18 protein-coding genes and 1 riboswitch are annotated in these 20143 nt (G+C 43.7%); of the genes, 10 read left to right on the plus strand and 8 right to left on the minus strand.

Annotation, left to right across the window (positions count from 1 at the left end; genetic code table 11):
* Positions 1–23: 23 nt before the first annotated feature.
* Together DDR33_RS13700 and DDR33_RS13705 are read right to left on the minus strand one after the other, a co-directional pair.
* The gene (locus DDR33_RS13700; protein ID WP_109416360.1) at positions 24–995 is read right to left on the minus strand and encodes a FecR family protein; all 972 of its coding nucleotides are present in this window, start codon (positions 993–995) and stop codon (positions 24–26) included.
* A gap of 152 nt (positions 996–1147) precedes the next feature.
* Positions 1148–1783 carry an RNA polymerase sigma-70 factor gene (locus DDR33_RS13705; protein WP_109416361.1) on the minus strand — a complete coding sequence of 212 codons (636 nt, stop codon included), beginning with the start codon at positions 1781–1783 and terminating at the stop codon, positions 1148–1150.
* Between the two features lie 250 nt (positions 1784–2033).
* Here DDR33_RS13705 and DDR33_RS13710 point away from each other — a divergent pair, with 250 nt between their 5' ends.
* On the plus strand, positions 2034–3173 hold the full coding sequence (locus DDR33_RS13710) for a Re/Si-specific NAD(P)(+) transhydrogenase subunit alpha (RefSeq protein ID WP_109416362.1): 1140 nt from the start codon (positions 2034–2036) through the stop codon (positions 3171–3173).
* Between the two features lie 142 nt (positions 3174–3315).
* Complete coding sequence (locus tag DDR33_RS13715) at positions 3316–3882, plus strand: NADPH-dependent FMN reductase (protein WP_109416363.1); 567 nt, start codon at positions 3316–3318, stop codon at positions 3880–3882.
* Between the two features lie 107 nt (positions 3883–3989).
* On the opposite strand, the gene DDR33_RS13720 is transcribed toward DDR33_RS13715, so the two are convergent.
* The 4 genes from DDR33_RS13720 to DDR33_RS13735 form a co-directional block, all read right to left on the minus strand.
* Entirely contained in the window at positions 3990–4919 is a 930-nt protein-coding gene (locus DDR33_RS13720; RefSeq protein ID WP_109416364.1) for a bestrophin family protein, read from the minus strand.
* Positions 4920–4937: 18 nt separating this feature from the next.
* On the minus strand, positions 4938–5429 hold the full coding sequence (locus DDR33_RS13725) for a hypothetical protein (protein ID WP_146198769.1): 492 nt from the start codon (positions 5427–5429) through the stop codon (positions 4938–4940).
* Positions 5430–5653: 224 nt separating this feature from the next.
* Positions 5654–7015 carry a HAMP domain-containing sensor histidine kinase gene (locus DDR33_RS13730; RefSeq protein WP_109416366.1) on the minus strand — a complete coding sequence of 454 codons (1362 nt, stop codon included), beginning with the start codon at positions 7013–7015 and terminating at the stop codon, positions 5654–5656.
* Positions 6999–7700, minus strand: a complete 702-nt coding sequence (locus tag DDR33_RS13735) for a response regulator transcription factor (protein ID WP_109416367.1) — start codon at positions 7698–7700, stop codon at positions 6999–7001. The genes DDR33_RS13730 and DDR33_RS13735 overlap by 17 nt, the downstream gene beginning before the upstream one ends.
* A gap of 213 nt (positions 7701–7913) precedes the next feature.
* Here DDR33_RS13735 and ric point away from each other — a divergent pair, with 213 nt between their 5' ends.
* The 8 genes from ric to DDR33_RS13770 all read left to right on the plus strand — a co-directional run bounded on the left by ric (position 7914) and on the right by DDR33_RS13770 (position 16535).
* Positions 7914–8861 carry an iron-sulfur cluster repair di-iron protein gene (gene ric, locus DDR33_RS13740; protein ID WP_109416368.1) on the plus strand — a complete coding sequence of 316 codons (948 nt, stop codon included), beginning with the start codon at positions 7914–7916 and terminating at the stop codon, positions 8859–8861.
* A 21-nt stretch (positions 8862–8882) separates the two neighbouring features.
* Positions 8883–9719 carry a DUF2249 domain-containing protein gene (locus DDR33_RS13745; protein WP_109416369.1) on the plus strand — a complete coding sequence of 279 codons (837 nt, stop codon included), beginning with the start codon at positions 8883–8885 and terminating at the stop codon, positions 9717–9719.
* A 3-nt stretch (positions 9720–9722) separates the two neighbouring features.
* On the plus strand, positions 9723–11003 hold the full coding sequence (locus DDR33_RS25875; protein WP_158280748.1) for a hypothetical protein: 1281 nt from the start codon (positions 9723–9725) through the stop codon (positions 11001–11003).
* Positions 11000–11335: a metal-sulfur cluster assembly factor gene (locus DDR33_RS13750; RefSeq protein ID WP_158280749.1), complete on the plus strand. Its 336-nt coding sequence runs from the start codon at positions 11000–11002 to the stop codon at positions 11333–11335. The genes DDR33_RS25875 and DDR33_RS13750 overlap by 4 nt, the downstream gene beginning before the upstream one ends.
* A 2-nt stretch (positions 11336–11337) precedes the next feature.
* Positions 11338–12549, plus strand: a complete 1212-nt coding sequence (locus DDR33_RS13755) for a hypothetical protein (RefSeq protein WP_146198770.1) — start codon at positions 11338–11340, stop codon at positions 12547–12549.
* Positions 12550–12581: 32 nt separating this feature from the next.
* On the plus strand, positions 12582–13010 hold the full coding sequence (locus DDR33_RS13760; protein ID WP_109416372.1) for an RrF2 family transcriptional regulator: 429 nt from the start codon (positions 12582–12584) through the stop codon (positions 13008–13010).
* A 335-nt stretch (positions 13011–13345) separates the two neighbouring features.
* On the plus strand, positions 13346–14980 hold the full coding sequence (locus DDR33_RS13765; RefSeq protein WP_109416373.1) for a glycoside hydrolase family 28 protein: 1635 nt from the start codon (positions 13346–13348) through the stop codon (positions 14978–14980).
* A gap of 274 nt (positions 14981–15254) precedes the next feature.
* The gene (locus DDR33_RS13770) at positions 15255–16535 is read left to right on the plus strand and encodes a PepSY-associated TM helix domain-containing protein (RefSeq protein WP_109416374.1); all 1281 of its coding nucleotides are present in this window, start codon (positions 15255–15257) and stop codon (positions 16533–16535) included.
* A gap of 176 nt (positions 16536–16711) precedes the next feature.
* Here DDR33_RS13770 and DDR33_RS13775 read toward each other — a convergent pair whose 3' ends face one another.
* Together DDR33_RS13775 and DDR33_RS13780 are read right to left on the minus strand one after the other, a co-directional pair.
* Positions 16712–17845 (minus strand): YncE family protein, encoded by a 1134-nt coding sequence (locus tag DDR33_RS13775; protein ID WP_109416375.1) that lies wholly within the window; start codon positions 17843–17845, stop codon positions 16712–16714.
* A gap of 2 nt (positions 17846–17847) precedes the next feature.
* Positions 17848–19875 carry a TonB-dependent receptor plug domain-containing protein gene (locus tag DDR33_RS13780; protein ID WP_109416376.1) on the minus strand — a complete coding sequence of 676 codons (2028 nt, stop codon included), beginning with the start codon at positions 19873–19875 and terminating at the stop codon, positions 17848–17850.
* A 45-nt stretch (positions 19876–19920) separates the two neighbouring features.
* Positions 19921–20124, minus strand: a riboswitch (cobalamin riboswitch).
* Positions 20125–20143: the final 19 nt, after the last annotated feature.

Below are 20143 nucleotides of genomic sequence, written 5' to 3' on the forward strand. Positions count from 1 at the left end.
GAATAGAAAATTATAGAGATTGATTAATTGCTTTGTACTACCAGCACGCTATCTTGCTTGCTGATCTGCAGAGGATAGGTTTCCTGGAGAATCTCCAGTATTTCCTCCAGCTTATTGTCTTTGAAGTTTGCATTAAACTTATTGAAAGAAGACAACGAATCCTTGTATCTGAATTTTACTCCATAGCATTTCTCAAGGATTTTAAAAACCTCGGGAAGAGGAGTATCGACGAATTTCAATTCATGAGTAAGCCAGGCATATTCAGTTCCGGCTTTGTCAGTAAACCGGCTGATCCGGCCTGTTTCTGATGAGTAAATAAGTCCGTCGCCCGCAGTAAGAACCGAAGAACTGTTTCCGTCAGGTGCTTCAAATTTGATTTTCCCGCTTCTTACTGCCAGCTCAATTTGCTTATGCTCGTTTTTTACATTAAAAGAGGTTCCCAGTACTGTGACTTTCGATGATTCCACGGCGACAACAAACTCCTGGTTGGCCTTCTTTACAATATCAAAAAAAGCCGCACCCCTTACCAGGAAAACCGATCTCGTGCCTGCCTTCATTTTTTCCGGGTACCGCACCGTAGTGCCTTTAGACAAATAAATTTTCGAGCCATCGGGCAATAAAACGGAATCAATGGCAGTACCGGTCGTCTTTGTGATATAATGAACTTCGGTAAATGTTGAGTACCCCCAGTAACCGGCAATAAAGAGAACTGCGACAGCAGCAGCTGCGTACCATATTTTCCATCTCCCGCTTCCCCTGTTTTTGCTGCTGTACCCCAGCCGGTTTGACAAGCGTTCAAGAGCATCTTCGGTGTTTAATGCATCCAGATGCTTCACCTCGGGTGAAATATTCCATACTCTCTCGATTTCAAGATAGAACTCGTCATTCTCTATTGAGGCAGATCTGAAACGACTAACCTCTTTCTCCAGTTCCTGATCAGACGGATCGTTTAGGTATTGGACAATATTGATTATAAAAGCCGTATTTTCCCTCATCCTTACATACTTTCCCACAGAGACAAATAACAGCGAGCTTTACCCCTAGTTGTTTTCAAAAAAAAATTAAATTCTTTAAAAACACCCAAAAACAACAGGTTATTTCAATAAAACTGATTTAAAAAAGACAAACAATACAAAAAAACAACTTATCAACACATCTCTCCCAAGCCAAAAGCAGTCAAAACAACAAACACTGAAAGCAACTTAAGTCTATATTCACCACTCCTCTCACCTTTCCCTTCTAAAAGACGAAACCTGAGAATCTTCAAAGCATTTGAAACATGATTTTCAACCGTTCTTTCTGAGATATTCAACAGGGCAGCAATCTCCCGGTATTTAAGACCTTCGAATCTGCTCATCTTAAAAACCCGTTTACATTGCTCGGGCAATTTCTCAATTTCCAGAAAAATAATCTTCTTAATTTCCTGTTCCTCGTGTAAATCATCGAAACTCTCATCCGCCATTGTACCGGCAATTTTTAAATGATGCAACTCGATGTTCTTTTGCCGGTTAACATAATTTATAGACATATTGATAACCGAACGATACAGATAAGGCCTCACCACATTAACTCCTTCCAGCAAAGACGGCTGTTCCCAAATCCTCACAAATACATCCTGAACGATTCCCTCTGCGATAAATGTGTCTTTTACATATTTAACAGATGCAAGAGCCAGGTTCTGAAAATAGCTCGAGTACAATAGTGTAAAGATCCCGTAGTCATAACTACGAAGTCCCGACAAAATTTGCTCGTCTGTAAATCCACTTAGTCCCTGTTTGCTCAATGCGGTTTAGAAAATGTTTTCCAACTACTAATATATGAACACTGGCGGTAAATTCCCTTTTTTTTAACAAAAACTTATCCTGCAGGCAACAACATGATTGAGGCAATACAAAATCCCCACGCGGCCCGTCAAAAACACCAAAGCTCCTCAGCCACAAATTATTTACACCCCTTTCTTGCTATAGTAAACAATGTTGCTTAACATTGCTTCAACCATTCAGGTAAAACTAAACTAATAAATAAACCAGGCAATGAAGATAGGCGTTCCAAAAGAGTCCAAACTTCACGAAAAAAGAGTAGCCCTTACTCCGGACATAGCAAAACAACTTATAGCAAAGGGATTCGAAATAACCATTGAAGCAGGAGCCGGCGAAGGATCATTTTTCTCCGACGAATGCTACCGGCAGGCAGGTGCAAAAACTGCATTGACGGAAGAAGTTTTTGACGCGGATATAGTACTAAAAGTCGATGCCCCCACACAGGAAGAGGCGAACCTGATGAAAGAAGGATCCGCCTGCATATCCATGCTATATGCTTATACCAGGCCGGAGCTGATAGAAACTTTTATTAACAGGAAGATCACTTCTTTTGCCATGGATGCCGTTCCGCGTATATCGCGGGCTCAAAAGATGGATGCACTCAGTTCCCAGGCAAATATTGCAGGCTACAAAGCGGTCATCCTCGCTGCCGACCAGCTCGGCAGAATATTCCCCCTCATGATGACGGCCGCAGGAACAGTAACACCGGCAAAAGTGCTTATTTTCGGAGCCGGAGTTGCGGGCTTACAGGCTGTTGCCACAGCTAAACGCCTTGGCGCTGTAGTGGAAGTGTCAGATGTAAGGCCGGAAACGAAAGAACAGGTGGAATCTCTTGGAGGCAAGTTTCTGACTGTAGACGGCGCAGGCGACGTAAAAATACAGGGAGGATATGCCCGGGATGTTTCTCCCGAATTTCTTCAGAAGCAAAAAGAACTGATCGCTAACAAAATCAAAGAAGCCGACATTGTGATCACTACAGCTTTAGTAATGGGTAAAAAGTCACCGGTACTGGTAACCGCAGAAATGGTCAGGTCAATGAAAAACGGATCTGTCATAGTAGATCTTGCGGTTGAATCCGGCGGAAACTGTGAACTCAGTGAATACAATAAAACAGTCAATAAGCATGGCGTGACTATCATAGGCGAAGCTAACCTCCCTGCACTTGTACCGGTAAACTCCAGCCAGCTTTACGCTGTTAATATTTCAACACTTTTACTTCATCTGGCCACAAGCGAAGGCTTTAATCTCGATCCGGAAGAGGAAATAACAAAAGGCACCCTGATCACCAGGGAAGGAGAGCTCGTCCATGAGTTCACAAAATCCATCCTGGACAAACATACAAATCTGGTGTAGACACAAAGCGGGGCAGCATCGTCGTCCGCCCCGCTTTGCACTTATTCTTCGCAACAACCACCTTTATCCTAAATTTCTTAATCTATATCAAGAGTTTTTCAAAAAGCCTTTTCTTGTTTTGTATAAGCAAAAACGAAGACTCATGTTTAATCTAAAGATCATCAACTCTACCACGAGACCCGGAAGAAAAGGTCCGGTAATTGCCGCATGGATTGCGGAGACCGCTAAAAAACATCCTGAATTTAATATCGAGCTCCTGGACCTTGGAGAGATCAACCTGCCCATGATGGATGAACCCTCGCATCCAAGGCTTCAGAAATATGAACACCAGCATACTAAAGACTGGAGTGCTAAGATTAATGAAGCGGATGCTTTTATAATGGTTACGGCCGAATACAACTTTGCTTTCCCCGCTCCGTTAAAAAATGCACTGGACTACCTTGCACATGAGTGGGCCTACAAACCCGTCGGCATTGTCAGCTATGGAGGAGCCTCCGGAGGTACGCGTTCAGCACAAATGCTAAAGCAGGTGCTGACTACCTTAAAGATGGTTCCCCTGGTTGAAACGGTAGCTCTTCCTTTTTATAATCAGTTCCTGACACAGGACGACCAGTTTAATCCAAATGAGATCACGGCAAAAGCTGCCGAAGACATGCTGAATGAACTTGTACGCTGGGCGGAAGCACTAAAGCCTCTCAGAGGGAAATAATAGAATCTCAGGCGATTAGTTGCAGCAGAAGACGATAATTACATATACCTCATTATAAGAAAAGGGAGACTCGCGCCTCCCTCTCTCTTTTTGATTTAATATTTGTTTTAAAGAATGTAGAATACTTTAGCTCCTTCCAGAGATCCGGATGCCTGTTTATTTTCGTGATGATAGGTTTCCTTCAGCATTTGTTTGATATCCCGTTCGATAGTCTGCGATATTGTACTTGTCGGAGTATCGGTGGGTTTGTTCTCAAACGGATCCTGCAGATGAATTGCCATTTTCTGAATCAGGAAGAAAGAGCAGGAAATCGCAATTACCAGCGGAACTTCGACGATACCAAAGAACTCGATCAGCCCGAAGGGAAGCAGCATGATGAACATAATAAGGGAGAAATGAATATATACACTGTAGGTAGCTGGGAAAATCGTGTTCTTAATCCTCTCACAACCACCCATCTCATTCGAGAAACGAGTCAGGGTTTTATCCATTTCCACCTGCTGATACTCATTGATCCAGCCAAGCTTGAAGGCATTTCTTAAATCTTCTCCATGGAGTTCAAGTAAGGCCATCGGCACATTGCTATAGCGGCTAACATAGTCAAGTTCCTTGCCTGAGATATATTTCTCAAGTCCGTGCAGGGGGTCCTGCTTTCTGAGATGCCTGCTCAAGCTGTAACACCACGCAATCTGCCTTTTGGCCATACGCTCACAAAACGCTCTTTCTTCGGCACTCCCCATGTGGGTATCCACAAATGTGAGCAATTGCCTGGTCAGTGTCCTTGAATCGTTCACAATAGCTCCCCAGATCGTCCGGGCCTCCCACCAGCGATCATAAGCCTGGTTCGACTTAAATGCCAGCAGCAGCGAAATAACGGTACCGAGAATAGTAGGAACTGCAATAGGTATTGAGATCCGCGTAAAATGAAAACTATTATATAAAACGGCTATGGCCACTGCATAGATGGTAACAAATAGGATCTCCTTTTTGATCTTACCTGCTATATAACTAATTGGAATATTCTCTTTTAATAACATATACTTCTTTTTCTTAGGTTAAACTTCTGCGAATACGTTTCCGTTAACAACGGACTTTCTTTCCTGCGCCACTCCTCCTTTTGTAGCTCTCCCTGCTACATCTATTACCGGAACGCCGCTTTTTTGAAGCAGCACAGAGGGATCAATACTGTATTTGTGAATCTTCTTCACAGAGCAGCTCAGAGGATTGAGGATGTAGTTTACATCGTTTCTCTCTATAAAATTCCTTAACATACTAAGGGTACTGCCATAAAAGAATTCGATCTTTATTGATTTCACTGAAGGGCAGATCAATTTAATTTCCCTGCATCTTCTGTAAAAATCATCACTTACGAGTTCAAACTCGCTGCTTCTTCTTGATAAAAGAAGCAATTCAGTCTCCGAATCAGAGAGCTTAAACATGTGAGTGAAAACTACGGTCAGATCTTTACCTTCAAAACGGGCACAAAGTGACGGAATACAATCTAAAGCTGAGACACTAAAATCTGTCGGGATTAATACTGTTTGCATAGTTAAAAATTTAAAAATCCAACTCAATTATCTATATCACAATATTACCGCCGACTTATTAAAAGAATTTAAGACACCTATTAGAATATTATTAGAAGTTATTAAAGAAATTTAAAGAAAAACTCACCAAAAGAACACACAACACCCGATACTTATTAAAAAACAAGCACACTAAAACAAATTACATTAGAAAGTTATTAGAAACAACAAAAAAGCTTCAGAAATTACACGCTACATGGAAGCAAAATCTGCATTTCAGTACCCATCTTTTCTTCCGACCGGATCCCTATAGATCCCTTATGCAGCCTGATAATATTGAGCGTTAGAGGCAGGCCAATTCCATACCCCTCAAACTCGCTGGTATTGGAAGCCCTGAAGAAAGGTTCAAAGACATGCTGCTGCTCTTGTTTAGGAATACCGATACCCTGATCTGTAACAGAGATGATCACCATGTTGCTATCGGCTATAATTTTAATCCTGACAGGCTGATTATTAGAATATTTACAGCCATTCATCACGATATTGCTCACAGCCAGATGAAGCAGGTTCACATTCCCGTCAATACACAGTCGGGATTCATCTTCCGGTAATGCCGAATAATCTATATCAATAATACTGTCGGGCTCTATCTTCTTCACCGAATCAACCACCTGCCAAATCAATTCATCTACCCTGATCTTTTGCCAGTTCTGTTTTTTCCCGTCAAAGCCCGACTGGGCCAGGCCGAGGAGGCTGGTCAGGATATGTTCAAGCTTTCCGGCTTCCGCCAGTACGGCCTGAGCAGATTTTTCAGCTTCCTTTGATAATCCGGGCCGGCTGAGGAGGTATTCTGTCTCACTTGTGATAATAGCCAGGGGCGTTCGCAGTTCGTGAGAGGCATTGCTGACAAAATTATTCTGTGTTTCGAAGGCCGTTTCAAGGCGGGTTAGCATGTTGTTAAAGGTATGTGCCAGTTCTGCTATTTCATCCTTTCCTTTTACCTCATCCAGCCTCGAATGCAGGTTGTTGGCTGTAATAGACTTTACACTGCTGATAATGGCCCCCACAGGCTTAATGGTATAGTGAGAGAAAACCTTTCCGGCAATAAAAGCCAGGATAATAGAAACAAAAAAGCTAATAGCCAGCACCTTCTTCAAATCGGCAAGTTCTTTAAATCCATAAGGATCAGACGCCGCAACAATCACGATGTACTGGCCATAGGCCGTGTTGAAAAGCGCCCCCGCATAAAACCGGTTCCGGTCACTGAACCGGTCCTTTCCCCTGCTCAGGATATTGGAATAAAACTTCTCCGGCAGATCCAGGGGCCTCCTGAACCCTTCCTTCTCAGAAGGATCAAGCTTTATGATGTAATCTTTTTCATCCTCCAGTTTCTCCAGGTAGCGCGTCCGGATCTCATGGTAGGTTTCCGGGCTCGAATTAGGATAAATATTGATCCGGGCAGCGAGATTAACACGCGATTCAAGCCTCTCAAAAAAGTCTTCGAAATTAAACTCCGATACAAAATAAAATATAGAAGCATTCAGAAGGATAAGGCCAATAGTTGAAATGGAGAAAAACAGGAGAGTGATCTTAGTTTGAATTTTCATTCACAGGCTCAGCTTTAAATATATATCCCATCCCGAAAACAGTATGAATTAATTTTACAGGGTAACCGTTATCAATCTTCTTCCTCAGATAGTTCACATAAACGTCTACCACATTGGTCCCCATATTAAAATCAATATCCCAAACGTTTTCCAGGATCTGTATCCGCGACAATACCTTGTCCCGGTTTTGCAGAAAATACTCAAGCAGCCTGTATTCTGTAGCAGTGAGGCTCACCGGCTTATCGTCTCTTTTAACAGTCTTCGAATTCCTGTCGAGCTTAAGATCGGCAATTGAAATAATATGATCAGCAGCAGTAGTGCTGCTCTTGCTCCTCCGAACCAGCGACCGGATCCTCGCTTCGAGCTCTGCAAACTTAAATGGCTTGATCAGGTAGTCATCCGCCCCGCTATCCAGGCCCGTAACAATATTCTCTGTACTGCTGAGCGCCGTCAGCATTAAAACCGGCGTGCTGCCGTCCTTCTTTCTTATCTCCTTGCACACCTGAATACCGTTCATGCCCGGAAGCATAATATCCAGGATCACAAGATCGAAATTATGTTTCACGGCCATTTCCAACCCCGTATCCCCATCCCCGGCGACACTTATTTCCATCCCCGCTTCAGTCAGGCCCCTGACTACTACCGACACCAGTCCCGGTTCATCCTCTATTAACAATATCTTCATACGACTTCTCCGAAAATAAAAGCACAGTCCCTATAACCAAAAAAGTTTATGTTAGTTTACCTTTAAATGACTGAAATCACTCTTTTACCCCTTTCCCCCTCACAATAAAGGACATAGTTGTATTTTATTACATTCTTCCGACACAAAATGAACGATTAAACTTTTTTCAACTAAAATAAAAGATATTTTTGTCTTCTATTAAACATATAAGCGATGAGTACAAGTATATTAGACGTGACGATCCTGGAACCCCGCCTGAAGCACCCGACGATTTTTGAAAAATTTGACTCTCTTAACCCGGGGGAAGATTTTATTATTCATAATGACCATGACCCCAAACCTCTTTACTACCAGCTGCTCGCTGAAAGAGGACAAACATTTGTATGGGAATACGTTGAAAACGGACCGGAATGGTGGAAGGTGAGAATAGGAAAACTGGCCGAAGGAGAGAAAGAAACCACAATCGGCGAACTGGTAGCAAAAGACTACAGAAAAGCGCAGGTATTTAAGAAATTCGGAATTGATTTCTGCTGCGGAGGAAAAAAAACACTCTCCGAAGTATGCAATAAGAAAGGAATCGACATCCACCGGGTGGAAGATGAGCTTAAAAATGTAGATCAGCAAAGCCAGAGGACAGGAGATAACTATCAAAACTGGGAGCTTGACTTCATGTGCGACTATATCATAAACACTCATCACAATTATGTGAGAGAAAGCATTCCTTTCCTTAGTGAGATTTCTCAGAAAGTAGCGAGAGTGCACGGCGAACATCATCCTGAATTGGTGAAAGTAGCAGAGGTCTTTGCAGGAATAGCGGCCGACCTGAGCATGCACCTGATGAAAGAAGAAAATATTCTCTTCCCCTATATAAAGGAAATGGTGCTGGCGAAAAAGACCGGCATGCCTCTTCCCCAGGCACAATTCGGACAGGTAGCCAACCCTATCACTGTGATGGAACAGGAACATGAGGGAGCCGGAGAAGATCTCAGCGAGATCCGTGAACTGACCAATAACTACGATGTACCTGCGGATGCCTGTACCTCTTACCGGATACTATTCAAAAAACTGGAAGAATTCGAAGATGACCTGCACCAGCACGTACACATGGAAAATAACATTCTCTTTCCGAAAGCGATAGAACTGGAAAAACAATTTAAATAATCTCCCGGGGGCCTGAGTGATATGAAGCCTGAGAATTTGATTATCGGCAGAGACACCACTATCAAACAACTTCTTGAAGTAAATCAGGAAGCGGTGATCGAAGCACTCGTGAAACTGAACAAGAACTTCAGTAAACTCAGGAACCCCTTTCTCCGGAAACTGCTTGCCAGGCGGGTGTCGGTTGCCGATGCCTGCAGGATAGCAAACTGCAGTATTTCCGACTTTTTTAAAGCTATGAATGCAATAGGTTTTCAACTTCTGGATAATGACCGGGACAACGGAAAACAGGATGCCGGGGCATTCGTACTTCCGGCGCCCGGGCTGATAGTGGATCTTGATGTCAGGCCAATTCTGGATGGCGGCAAAGACCCGCTAAAACTGATCATGCTGAAGATAAATGAACTTGCAGAGGGTGAAGTATTGAGGATCATAAATACATTTGAGCCTTTACCACTGATCAACCTCCTCGGCAATAAAGGATTCGGGGCTCATACTGAAAAGCCAGACCCTGGTGAGGTTCACACATATTTCTTTAAAAATGAGAATCCCCAGCCCGATCACACTCCAAAGACCACGCCTTCTGTTGAGCCGCCTGACACCTCTCTTCCCTCCTTCAATGATCTGCTCCGGCAATACGAAGGGAGGCTGAAGGTAATCGATGTAACCATGTACGAAATGCCCAAGCCGATGATGACGATCCTGGAAAGCCTGGAAACGCTGGAGAACGGACAAGCCTTATTTGTCCATCATAAAAAGGTGCCTGTTTATCTGTTGCCACATCTGCACGACAAAGGTTTTAATTATCTGATACAGCAGGAGGAGGAAACAAAGGTCTCCCTTCTGATATACAGGAAATAAGATATGAGCCGGTCTACCGAAAAATCATATGGCTTGGTAGTCAGCCACTATCTCCTTTCAGCAGTTTTTTTCCTTGCTATGGCAGTTATGCTGCTTTTTTCTGTGAGGGATCTGCAAGGGCATTATTTCCACCCAAAACTACTGGCAATAACCCATATGGCAGCTTTGGGATGGGGAACTCTCATCATATTCGGAGCAGCCTATCAGCTGATTCCCGTTGTCTTCGAAACAGAACTCAGTACTTACCGGCTTCCGTGGGTCAGCCTCATCCTCTTCATCAGCGGCCTGCCCCTCCTGGTATTTTCCTTCTGGAATTTTAATCCCGGGAGCCTGATGCAGACTGGAGGTGTCCTGCTGTTACTATCAGTTATCCTGTTTTGCATAACAGTATTTCGCACAGCAAAAGACAACCCGAAGAAAGCAGGCATACAACAGAAGTTCATTATAACATCCTGCGTGTGGCTGATACTGACAGTGCTCCTGGGCGTTCTGCTGGTTTTCAACTTCAGACACCCTTTCCTGTCAAAAGATCATCTTCATTTTCTCAGGCTGCATGCCCACATGGGCATAGGTGGCTGGTTCCTTCTTTTAATTATAGGGGTCAGTTCACGCCTGATCCCCATGTTTATAGTCTCCCGCGTTCAAAACACTAAGCCGCTTAGCCGAAGCTACTACCTGATCAACCTGTCGCTTGTCCTTTTTGTTATCGATACTTACTTTTTTGGGATAAACCATAAAACATGCCTGATCTTTTTAATCATGCTCGCGGGCATTATCCTGTTCTTCATATATGTAGTTTCCTGCTTCCGGTCCAGGATCAAAAAGCAGATCGAACTGCCCCTTAGCAATACCATACTGTCTTTCGTCCTGATGGCATCGGCGGTGGCACTTCTTCCTCTGATCATTCACCGTCATTTAAAGGGAGATCCGTCTTCGGTTCATTTTACCACCTTGTATGGCTCCCTTTTGTTCATGGGATGGATAAGCGCACTCGTTCTTGGTCAGGCATTTAAAACATTTCCGTTTATAGTATGGACCAGAAAATATGAACAGCTTGCGGGCAAACAAAAGACACCGCTGCCCGCTGATCTGTATAAAAAGAACCTGTTGAAATGCCAGACGGCAGCGTTTATCCTCTTTTGCATTTCGTTCTTTACCGGCTTCGCCGTCAAATCGGAAACGCTGTTATTCGCCGGTTCCGGTTTCCTGATCATAACAGCAGCGGTGTATATCATCAATCTGATCATCGTCTTTTTCCACCGGTCACAAACAATAACAACATGAACAGCTTCAACATCACCGACAGCAGCACATTCACCAGGATGAATGTCATGGAAACTCTCCGGACAATTCCTGATCCGGAATTAAACGTCAATATTATTGACCTGGGGCTTGTATACAATGTAGAGGTGAAAGAACCCGAAAAGGAAATCATTATAACGATGACACTTTCTTCAAAGCATTGTCCCATGGGCGAAGCCATCCTGCAGTCAGTAAAGAACGGAGTGAAACATAATTTCGAAGATTTTTCTGTAGAAGTAAATCTCACATGGGAACCACAGTGGGGCTATGACAACATTACGGAAGAGGGATTAAAACAGCTTAGAGGGCAATAGTGGTGAATGAAAAAAGGGCATATAGTATCTGGGCTGCAGGTGGATTTTTACTGGTATCTTTCTTTGGAGTAATCCTGAGGTTGATGTTTGTCTGGCCGGTGCCGGGTGTCAACTATAGTTTCTTCCTGCACGCCCATTCCCATTTTGCATTTTCCGGCTGGATCTTTCTGGCTCTTAGTGTGCTGATCAGCTGCCAGATTCACGGCTCCATGCTCAGCGCGGGATTCAAAAAGATGTTTATGCTGACACTTATCAGCGCCTTCGGAATGCTGATAAGTTTCTCTGTTCAGGGGTATAAACTGATCTCTATCTCCTTCTCCACCCTCTTCATCTTTACCAATTTCTATTTTACATGGCTCGTTCTGCGGGACAAACAGTTTCATGCAGGGTTCACCCGTGACAGCTTAAAATTACTTAAAGCCTCCCTGTTCTTTTTATGTTTTTCCTGCCTCGGCCCCTTCGCACTTGCTCCGCTCATGAAAATGGGGTTGAAAGGATCAGTCCTTTATCAGGATGCCATCTATTTTTATCTCCACATGCAGATGAACGGATGGATGCTGCTCGCGGCATTAGCTCTGATTGTCAACCGGTACAAGATAGAAGCGGGCAACAGGTCAGCCAGGCGCTGGTTGCAGATCTTTATCTGGAGCACTTTACCGCTATACCTCATTTTTACATTATGGGGTTCACAATCCGTCGTCATAAGAGGCATCGCCCTGGCAGCCACCCTATTGAATGTTTTTGGATGGTTTAGAATATTGATCTCCATAAGAAACAAAAAGCCTCAGCTGCCTGCATTCATTAAGATAGCCCTGATCGCAGTCTCCATAAAATGTGTCTTCCAGGTTGTGATATGCTTCCCTGCTATAGGCAATTGGGCATTTTCGCAAAGGAACCTGATCATCGGCTATATTCACCTGTTGATGCTGGGAGCTATCACCTCTGTGATACTGGACTCATTCACTTTCTCCGGCCTGTTTTCCGGGCCGGATATCCCTAGACTGAATCGTTCATTTGCTTCAGTCGTGATACTGTATGTTACGCTGCTGTTTCTACAGCCAGCCCTGTCTCTTATTTCGATAACGATCCCCTCCTATCAGGTTGTCCTTCTGGTAATTTCAGTTTTGTTCCTGCTTCTCAGTTGTCTTTATTTCAGAAATGCTTTAAGATCCAAAACAATACCAGGAATGAATAAAACCTTCAATGCTATTTAAAATAAAAAATACTACGTTTGCAATTGAATACGATGATACTTTCAAAATCATGTGAATACGCGATACGTGCTGCCGTATACATCGGGCATAAAAGCCATGAAGGTGAAAGGGCAGGAATTCCTGAAATTGCGGAGGCAATAGGTTCCCCGATGCATTTTACCGGCAAGATCCTCCAGACCTTGTCGCGAAAAAAAGTGATCTCCTCTGCAAAAGGTCCGAACGGAGGTTTTTTTATTTTGGATCCGGCAACCTTGTACCTTATCGATATTGTAAGGGCAATTGACGGGAATGAATTATTCAGTTCCTGCGTAATGGGGTTAAAAAATTGCTCTGATACGAAGCCTTGTCCGATGCATGAACAAATCAAACCTATCCGCACGCAATTATTGATCGAATTCAGTAAAAAGTCTATCCAGGAACTTATACAGGACTACGAACAAAAAAAATACTTCCTGAAATAAGCGCTGACTCCGTCCCCAACCAGGATCTTCGGCAGAAAAATTATACTTTTCTCATTTTCTTCTTGGAAAATAAAAAATTCTTCGTAATTTAACGTTAAATAATTACCGCTCTCACTTTTTTATTTCCTGTCTGCAAAATTCAGCATCCTATAACTGGGTTTTGAGAATATTTCTGTCTGCTAATCTCTTGTCATAAGGATCCTTTTATTTAGTGATTCCTGTCATGAAGCACATATTCCTGTTTCAATTTCCAAAAAAATAAGTTTTCTTTGACCCATACGTGCAAGCAGCACTGTTGTTTCACGTCAGTAGCACACACACAATTCAGATAAATAATGAGAAGTTTGATCCAAGCATCATCCCCCCCCCTGGCATTCCATGACATTAAGCAGGGAATAATACTAGCCTTTATCGCCTTTTTTTGTTTTCCTTTAATCTCCCCGGCATCAGTCACCGACTCGCTCCTTAAAAAAGAACAGGTAGGAGCCAGCAATCTTCCCGAAACCATTGCTCCGGTTAAGGCACCGTTTAAAATGCCTGTTTTTAAAAAGCCGGTATTTGCTTCCCTTTCTATATCGATAAGAGAAAAGGGCGCGCAGGAAGGAATGATGAATACCAAAGCGATTCAGGAAACGATCGATGAAGTCAGCAGCCGGGGAGGTGGAACAGTAGTTGTGCCACCGGGAGCCTGGAAAACAGGAAGGATCAGCCTGAAAAGCAATGTTAATTTCCATATAGCTGAAGGCGCTGAACTCCATTTCAGCGGAGAAGTAGAAGACTATCGCCCAGCGGTATTTACAAGAAATGAAGGAGTCGAGGTGATGTCGTTGGGGGCGCTGATCTATGCCAACGGACAGGAAAATATTGCCATTACAGGTAAAGGCAAACTGATAGGGCCGCCGGATGGATCTGTACGAAAGCAGGTGATGAAGTCTGACGTAGTAGAAAATGTCATTAATGCCAACACGCCTGTATCCCAGCGGGTGTATGAGGGCTACAATGGAGGTCCCGTTTTTCTTCCAATGTTCATCTCTCCCATCAATTGTAAAAATGTCTATATAGAAGGAGTATCCCTCGAAAGAACTGCATTCTGGAATATTGTACCTGTATATTGCGATGGAGTAATTATCCGGGGAGTAACTGTTCATTCCGTTGGGATTCCGCGGGGGGATGGCATTGACATCGAATCTTCACGGAATGTCCTGATCGAATATTGTACATTAAGTTCCGGCGATGATTGCTTCACCATTAAGGCAGGCCGCGGAGAAGACGGAATCAGAGTCAATAAACCAACTGAAAACGTGGTAGTCCGCTATTGTCTTGCGCAGGAAGGACATGGCGGCATCACCTGCGGAAGCGAGACGGCCGGGATGATCCGTAATTTGTATGTTCACGACTGCGTCTTTGATGATACCGGAGTAGGCATCCGCTTTAAAACACGCCGGGGCAGAGCTGGCGGCGGAGAAAACATTCATTATGAGAGGATCCGCATGAAATTGAAAGCAACCGCATTTAATTGGGATATGCTGGGCAGCCAGATGTATGTAGGAGAACTTGCCAGCCGCCTGCCTGCAAGAGAAATCAACAACCTCACTCCGGCTTACAGGAACATCACCATCCGCGATATCATCGTTGAAAAAACGCCCCAGTTCCTGAAGATCAATGGAATTCCGGAATCGCCGCTCACCAACGTCCTCATAGAGAATATCGACATCAACTGCGATAACCTGGTCATCGCACGCGATTCAAAAGATATTACAATAAAAAATGCAACTATCCGTAGTGCTGCCGGCACGATGGAAATACTGGACAGCAGAAACATCCTTTTTGAAAAAGTAAATTTTATCGTACCCTCAAAGTTAACTACCCGGATAGAAGGAGATCTTTCCGATAATATCAGGTTTAAAGATTGTAGTCCGGCACGTCCGGCCGGTTGGAAAAGTAACACATGGAGAAAGAAAAATAAATAATACATAATGGCATTCCTGCTGCTATGAGCCAGAGGAATGCCATTAATAAAAAAACTACGAATCCGCTCCTTAATCTTCCATAGCCCTTTATACTCAACACGCCATGTAATTAAGTCCATCCTGCCTGAAAAAAGCCACCAATACTTAATACCTATAACCTACGACTTAAAACTTATTTGGCTTTTTGAATAAAGAACCCTTTCTTTGAGCTAATTTTTATTAAATCTAAATAGCAGCGAACATTACGGTGAAATGTAATGGAAGGTTTTAAAATATGACAAAGAAAAGGAAGAGCGCAGTTAAGTATTGGATAGGAAAGATTCACTTGTGGATGGGCTTAATATCAGGTCTTTTCGTTTTCTTCCTCGGTATTACAGGCTGTATCCTGGCATTTGAAAAAGAAATAGGAGATCTTACACAGCGCTACCGGTTTGTAAAAATAGAAAACAAACCCCGCCTGCTCCCCTCTCAGCTAAAAAACATTGCTGATTTAAAATTGCCGGGTAAGCACGGCCACAGTGTCAGCTATGAGCCAGGTAAAGCAGCTAAGGTGCTCTACTACAATGCTGATCCTGAATACTATTACATTGTCTACATGGATCCTTATAGCGGACAGGTATTGAAAGTAAAGGATATGAACCGCGATTTCTTCAGGATCATCACAATTGGCCATTATTACCTGTGGCTCCCTCCTGCTATAGGACAGCCTGTCCTGGCCACAGCCACCCTTCTTTTTGTACTCCTTCTTATCTCCGGACTGGTGCTCTGGTGGCCTAAAAACAGAGCCAGCTCAAACAAAAGATTCACCATTAAATGGAATGCCCGCTGGCGGAGGGTGAACTATGACCTCCATAATGTACTTGGCTTTTACATTACCTGGATCGTGATTTTCATAGGCTTAACAGGCCTGGTGATGGGCTTTCAATGGTTCTCGAAATCCGTTTACTGGGTATCGTCAGGAGGTAAAAAGCTTAATCTTTTCGAAGAGTCATTTTCCGACACCACGCGCACCTTGCCGGTTGCCGCTGGCGCTCCAATTGACCGTCTATGGCTGAAAGCCCTTAATGAAAACCCGGATCATAAAGGCAGCATCGAAGTTCATATACCCGATAGTCCAAAAGCGGCACTTGAACTCGCCTTAAATCCCGACACTGAAACTTACTGGAAAGCAGATTATCGCTATTACGATCAGTACACCCTCAAAGAAATCGACGTCAAACATGTTTTCGGACGGTATAGCAAGGCAAGTGTAGCAGACAAGATCATCCGCATGAACTACGATATTCACATAGGCGCTATTGGTGGCCTTCCAACAAAGATCCTTGCATTTATCGGCAGTCTCATTGCTGCCAGCCTCCCTCTTACAGGCTTCATCATCTGGTGGGGACGGAGAAATAAAACGAAAGGGAAAAAGATGAAGCAGCGGAAATCTGGAAGAAGTGGCAATCTTGCAGAACAAGCGGAGACTGTCGGAGCTCGCGTACACAATACAGAAAGGAAGCCGGGCAGCGATGCCCCTGTATCAGGAACTACTAGTATCAAGCGGCAGGAATAACATTATCAGACGCCCGATATTACAGGTGCAGGTTAGGGAATAACGGACCACAATAAAATGAAGAGATAGCTCCCTTACGCAACTCCATTTAAGAATACCGGACGATGCCTGCGCAACCAAATAACTGGCTTATATCTCCTGCAGGATAGGCTTTGTGAAAACAACACATAAAACTGCTAGTACACGAAAGCGAAATGAGCAGGAATATCACCTGTAGTCACTGAATATTTTCTTTTGCCGGTACTGTCAAAACAATAAAGTTCTCCGGGAGAGACATAATCCTTCGCATCCGTAACGAAAATATCCTTGGTATGAGGATTAACGGCAATACCGTAAGGACGCATGATCTTTGCTTCCGTTCCGTCTGTGATAAATTGCTTGCCATTAAGTTGCTCATCCCTGACATCAAGCATACCGTAAGTAACCGTGTATTTTCCTGTATGATAGCTGAACTCCGTACTGTAGAAATAAGCAGTATCATCGTCTATCGCAAGATTACTGACGGCAATATCAAAGGACTTTTTAATGCTTTCAGTCCGGGTATCAATTACAAAAAGCTTTGAGGGAATATCATAGTAATCTCCTCTCGATGTCACATACAAATCCCCGTATTTGTCTGCCTTAATGCGGTGGAGATTGATGGCGACGTCGATATTCTTAAGCACTTTGAAACTGGCAATATCGATCACAGATACCGTTCGTTCATAGTTGGACGGGTTGTACCCTCCTGAGTTAGCCACATAGATCTTTTCGCCGGCAACAGCCATTTCCTCCGGCTGCCTTCCCACTTCAACACGCCTTTCTTCTCTCAGCGTCGCCGTGTCGATTTGAGCGACAATGCCGTTCGCAGCATTTGGATTACCAACTTCTCCGAGGTAGGCACTCACGTAAACTTTGCCATTATGAAACGTAATATACCGGCAGTTGAGAATATTGATCTGTGCAATCTTTTTACTGGTATTGACGTCCATCACTTCTACCTTGTCCGACCCATTGACGACCACGTAGAGCTTCGAACCGTACACAGCAATATCATTCGCAACATCTCCCAGCCCCTTCACCACAGTCGGATTAGCCTCATTATAAATATTTCTTCTGTACAATCCCTTCCTGAAATCAAGGTAATCAACAGAGGCCTTATTCATATTCGAAACCCCTTCATTCACCAGGTAGAAACCCTTCGCGACACTGGAAGGGTCGGCTGTCAGCTCCTCGCTTTCTTCCTTCAATGGTTTAGGATCTTTACGGCATGCCCCCACAAAGGACATCAGAGCGCAAAGAATGATTAACAGACGGTATTTGTACTTCATAATTAGTAAGTATAGCTTAAAGTGAAACGATATGACCTGCCCGGCATCGGAAAATTAGCCACCACATCGAAATCCTGATTAAAGAGATTAAGGATCTCGCCTGTGATACGATATCGCTGATACCTTTTACTACGTTCATACCGCAGCGCGATATCGTGTGTATACCAGGGCTGCACATGATTTGCAGGAATATTAGCCGATTGATTATACCGCTCCCCGGTATAGATATAACTGTAATTTAATCCCAAATGCCTCCATTCACATCCGGCGGTAAGTGTGCCGCTGTGGATTGGCACGTAGGGTATTTGATTCTTGTAATTCAGCTCCGGATTGGTCACATCCTCAGCCCTCTGGTAAGTATAGGTGATTCCGGCATTTCCCGAAATCTGATCAGAGAATTTCCAGCCTGTCTGGGTGTTCAGGTCAAATCCGGAAATATGCACCCTGCCCAAATTTCTCATTTCCCATCTGAACAAGCTCGCAGACGGAGTAGCAACGATCTTGTCACGAACAACGTTATAATAACCATCAGCCTGCACACTGATCTGGCTTAAAAGAGCCCCTTCATCCAACAGCGCAATATAAGTAAACCCTAAATCATACTGAGTTGCATATTCCGGCTTCAAAAATGTACTGCCTATATTAGTGTAATAAAGATCGTTGAAAGTGGGCATCCTGAAAATATTCTTATAAAAGGCGCGCAGACGAAAATCACTATCGTGAAACGGCTTCCAGGAAGCCATCACTGTTGGCGTCAGTTCGCTTTTTTTTCCGGCGGAGAAATATTGCTCAACATGATCATCAACCAAAGTAGCAAGCAAATTTCCCTGGATCTCTATATCACTGTATTTAATCTCCGTTGCCAGTGCTGCAAGCAGCGAATGACGAGTGGGATAGGGAAACCGTTCCAAATTAGCATCAAGGGAATTCCGCTGATAATCAGCCGAAAACGCTACGCCCCAGTTAGATGTAAGGCTATAACGGTTGGCTACCGAAATATAGAATTCCTGCTGCTTAAAAACATTATTAAGCAGCAGTCCCTCATCCTTCACATATTCAGGATCAAGAAACCGGGTGTAATCGTTAGTATATTTAGCAGAAGCTATCAGCCGGTATCTTCCCCGTTCTTTCCGGAATGAAGTTTGAAGAAAGAGATTCCTGTCCCATTGCCGCTGGCTAAAATCATACACATTACTGACAATAGATCCCGGGACGCCCTGTTGATCCTTATAAAAATAAAACCTTGAAGTAACCTGGCTCGAATCAGCAAGAAGAGCCGACACACTCGCCTCAAACCTGCCTGATTCTATGTCGGCATTGCGCCTCACAATTGTCGTATCATACTCACCGTTCCTGTCCCGGAACTTATATCTGCCATTCGCCCGCTTATATTCAGTACTTAATGTGAAATAGAAATTTTCCCCGCCTTTCTTCTGTAGCAATAAAGAAGGATTGATAAGACCGAACGAGCCGCCTTTTAAAGAAGTCTTCATCCGGAAAGTCCTGCCCTCTTCAAATTTAGGAAGAGCAGTATTCAGATAAAGGGAACTGCCAGAAGCAAAACCTCTCGCAGGCTGCAGTATCGTGCTTTTCTGCCCGTTATACAATTCAATCTCCTCCATATTATCCAGGGAAAGCTTACCCAGATCAACCTGTCCGTTCTGTGCATTGCTCAACTGTACGCCGTCGTAGAACACAGCGGTATGATTTGTACCCATGCTCCTCACATTAATGGTCTTGAGCCCACCCACACCTCCATAATCTTTTAGTTGAACTCCTGAAAAAAAACGCACAGCATCCGCAACAGAAAGACTATTCAAACGCTGCAACGCTTCCCCGGAAAGGATCTGTAAAGGCGTCTGGGATGTTTGTTCCTTATTAATCTTAACTTGTCTGATCTTTACTTCATTAAGCCAGTTATCTCGTCCCGCAGTATCAGCCGTGAAGTGTTCCTGAGCACATAAGGGCAAGCTTAAAAAAAGCAATGCAATGCCGGAAAATATTCCTAAACTCAATTTCACTCCGTTCATCAGCTAAGTATAAGTGTCATTCTTCAACCCCAATCCACGAAGGTCGAGAAATGAGTTGCTAAGGCAGGTCTTCTGACTCACTCCCGGTATTCAGCCTTCCCGTTTGCTATCCTTTGGTAAGATAAAACAGTGGCAATGATTAGAATACCGTTGCAGAGCACACAGCTGCGGGACAGTAACGGACTTTCACCGTTTTCCCTTTTATTCCTTAATAAACTATTAAAGAAACCATTAGCGGGGCAAATATAAGGAATTCCGGGTAAAGAGA

Source organism: Pararcticibacter amylolyticus, assembly GCF_003130405.1.
Lineage (GTDB): Bacteria > Bacteroidota > Bacteroidia > Sphingobacteriales > Sphingobacteriaceae > Arcticibacter > Arcticibacter amylolyticus.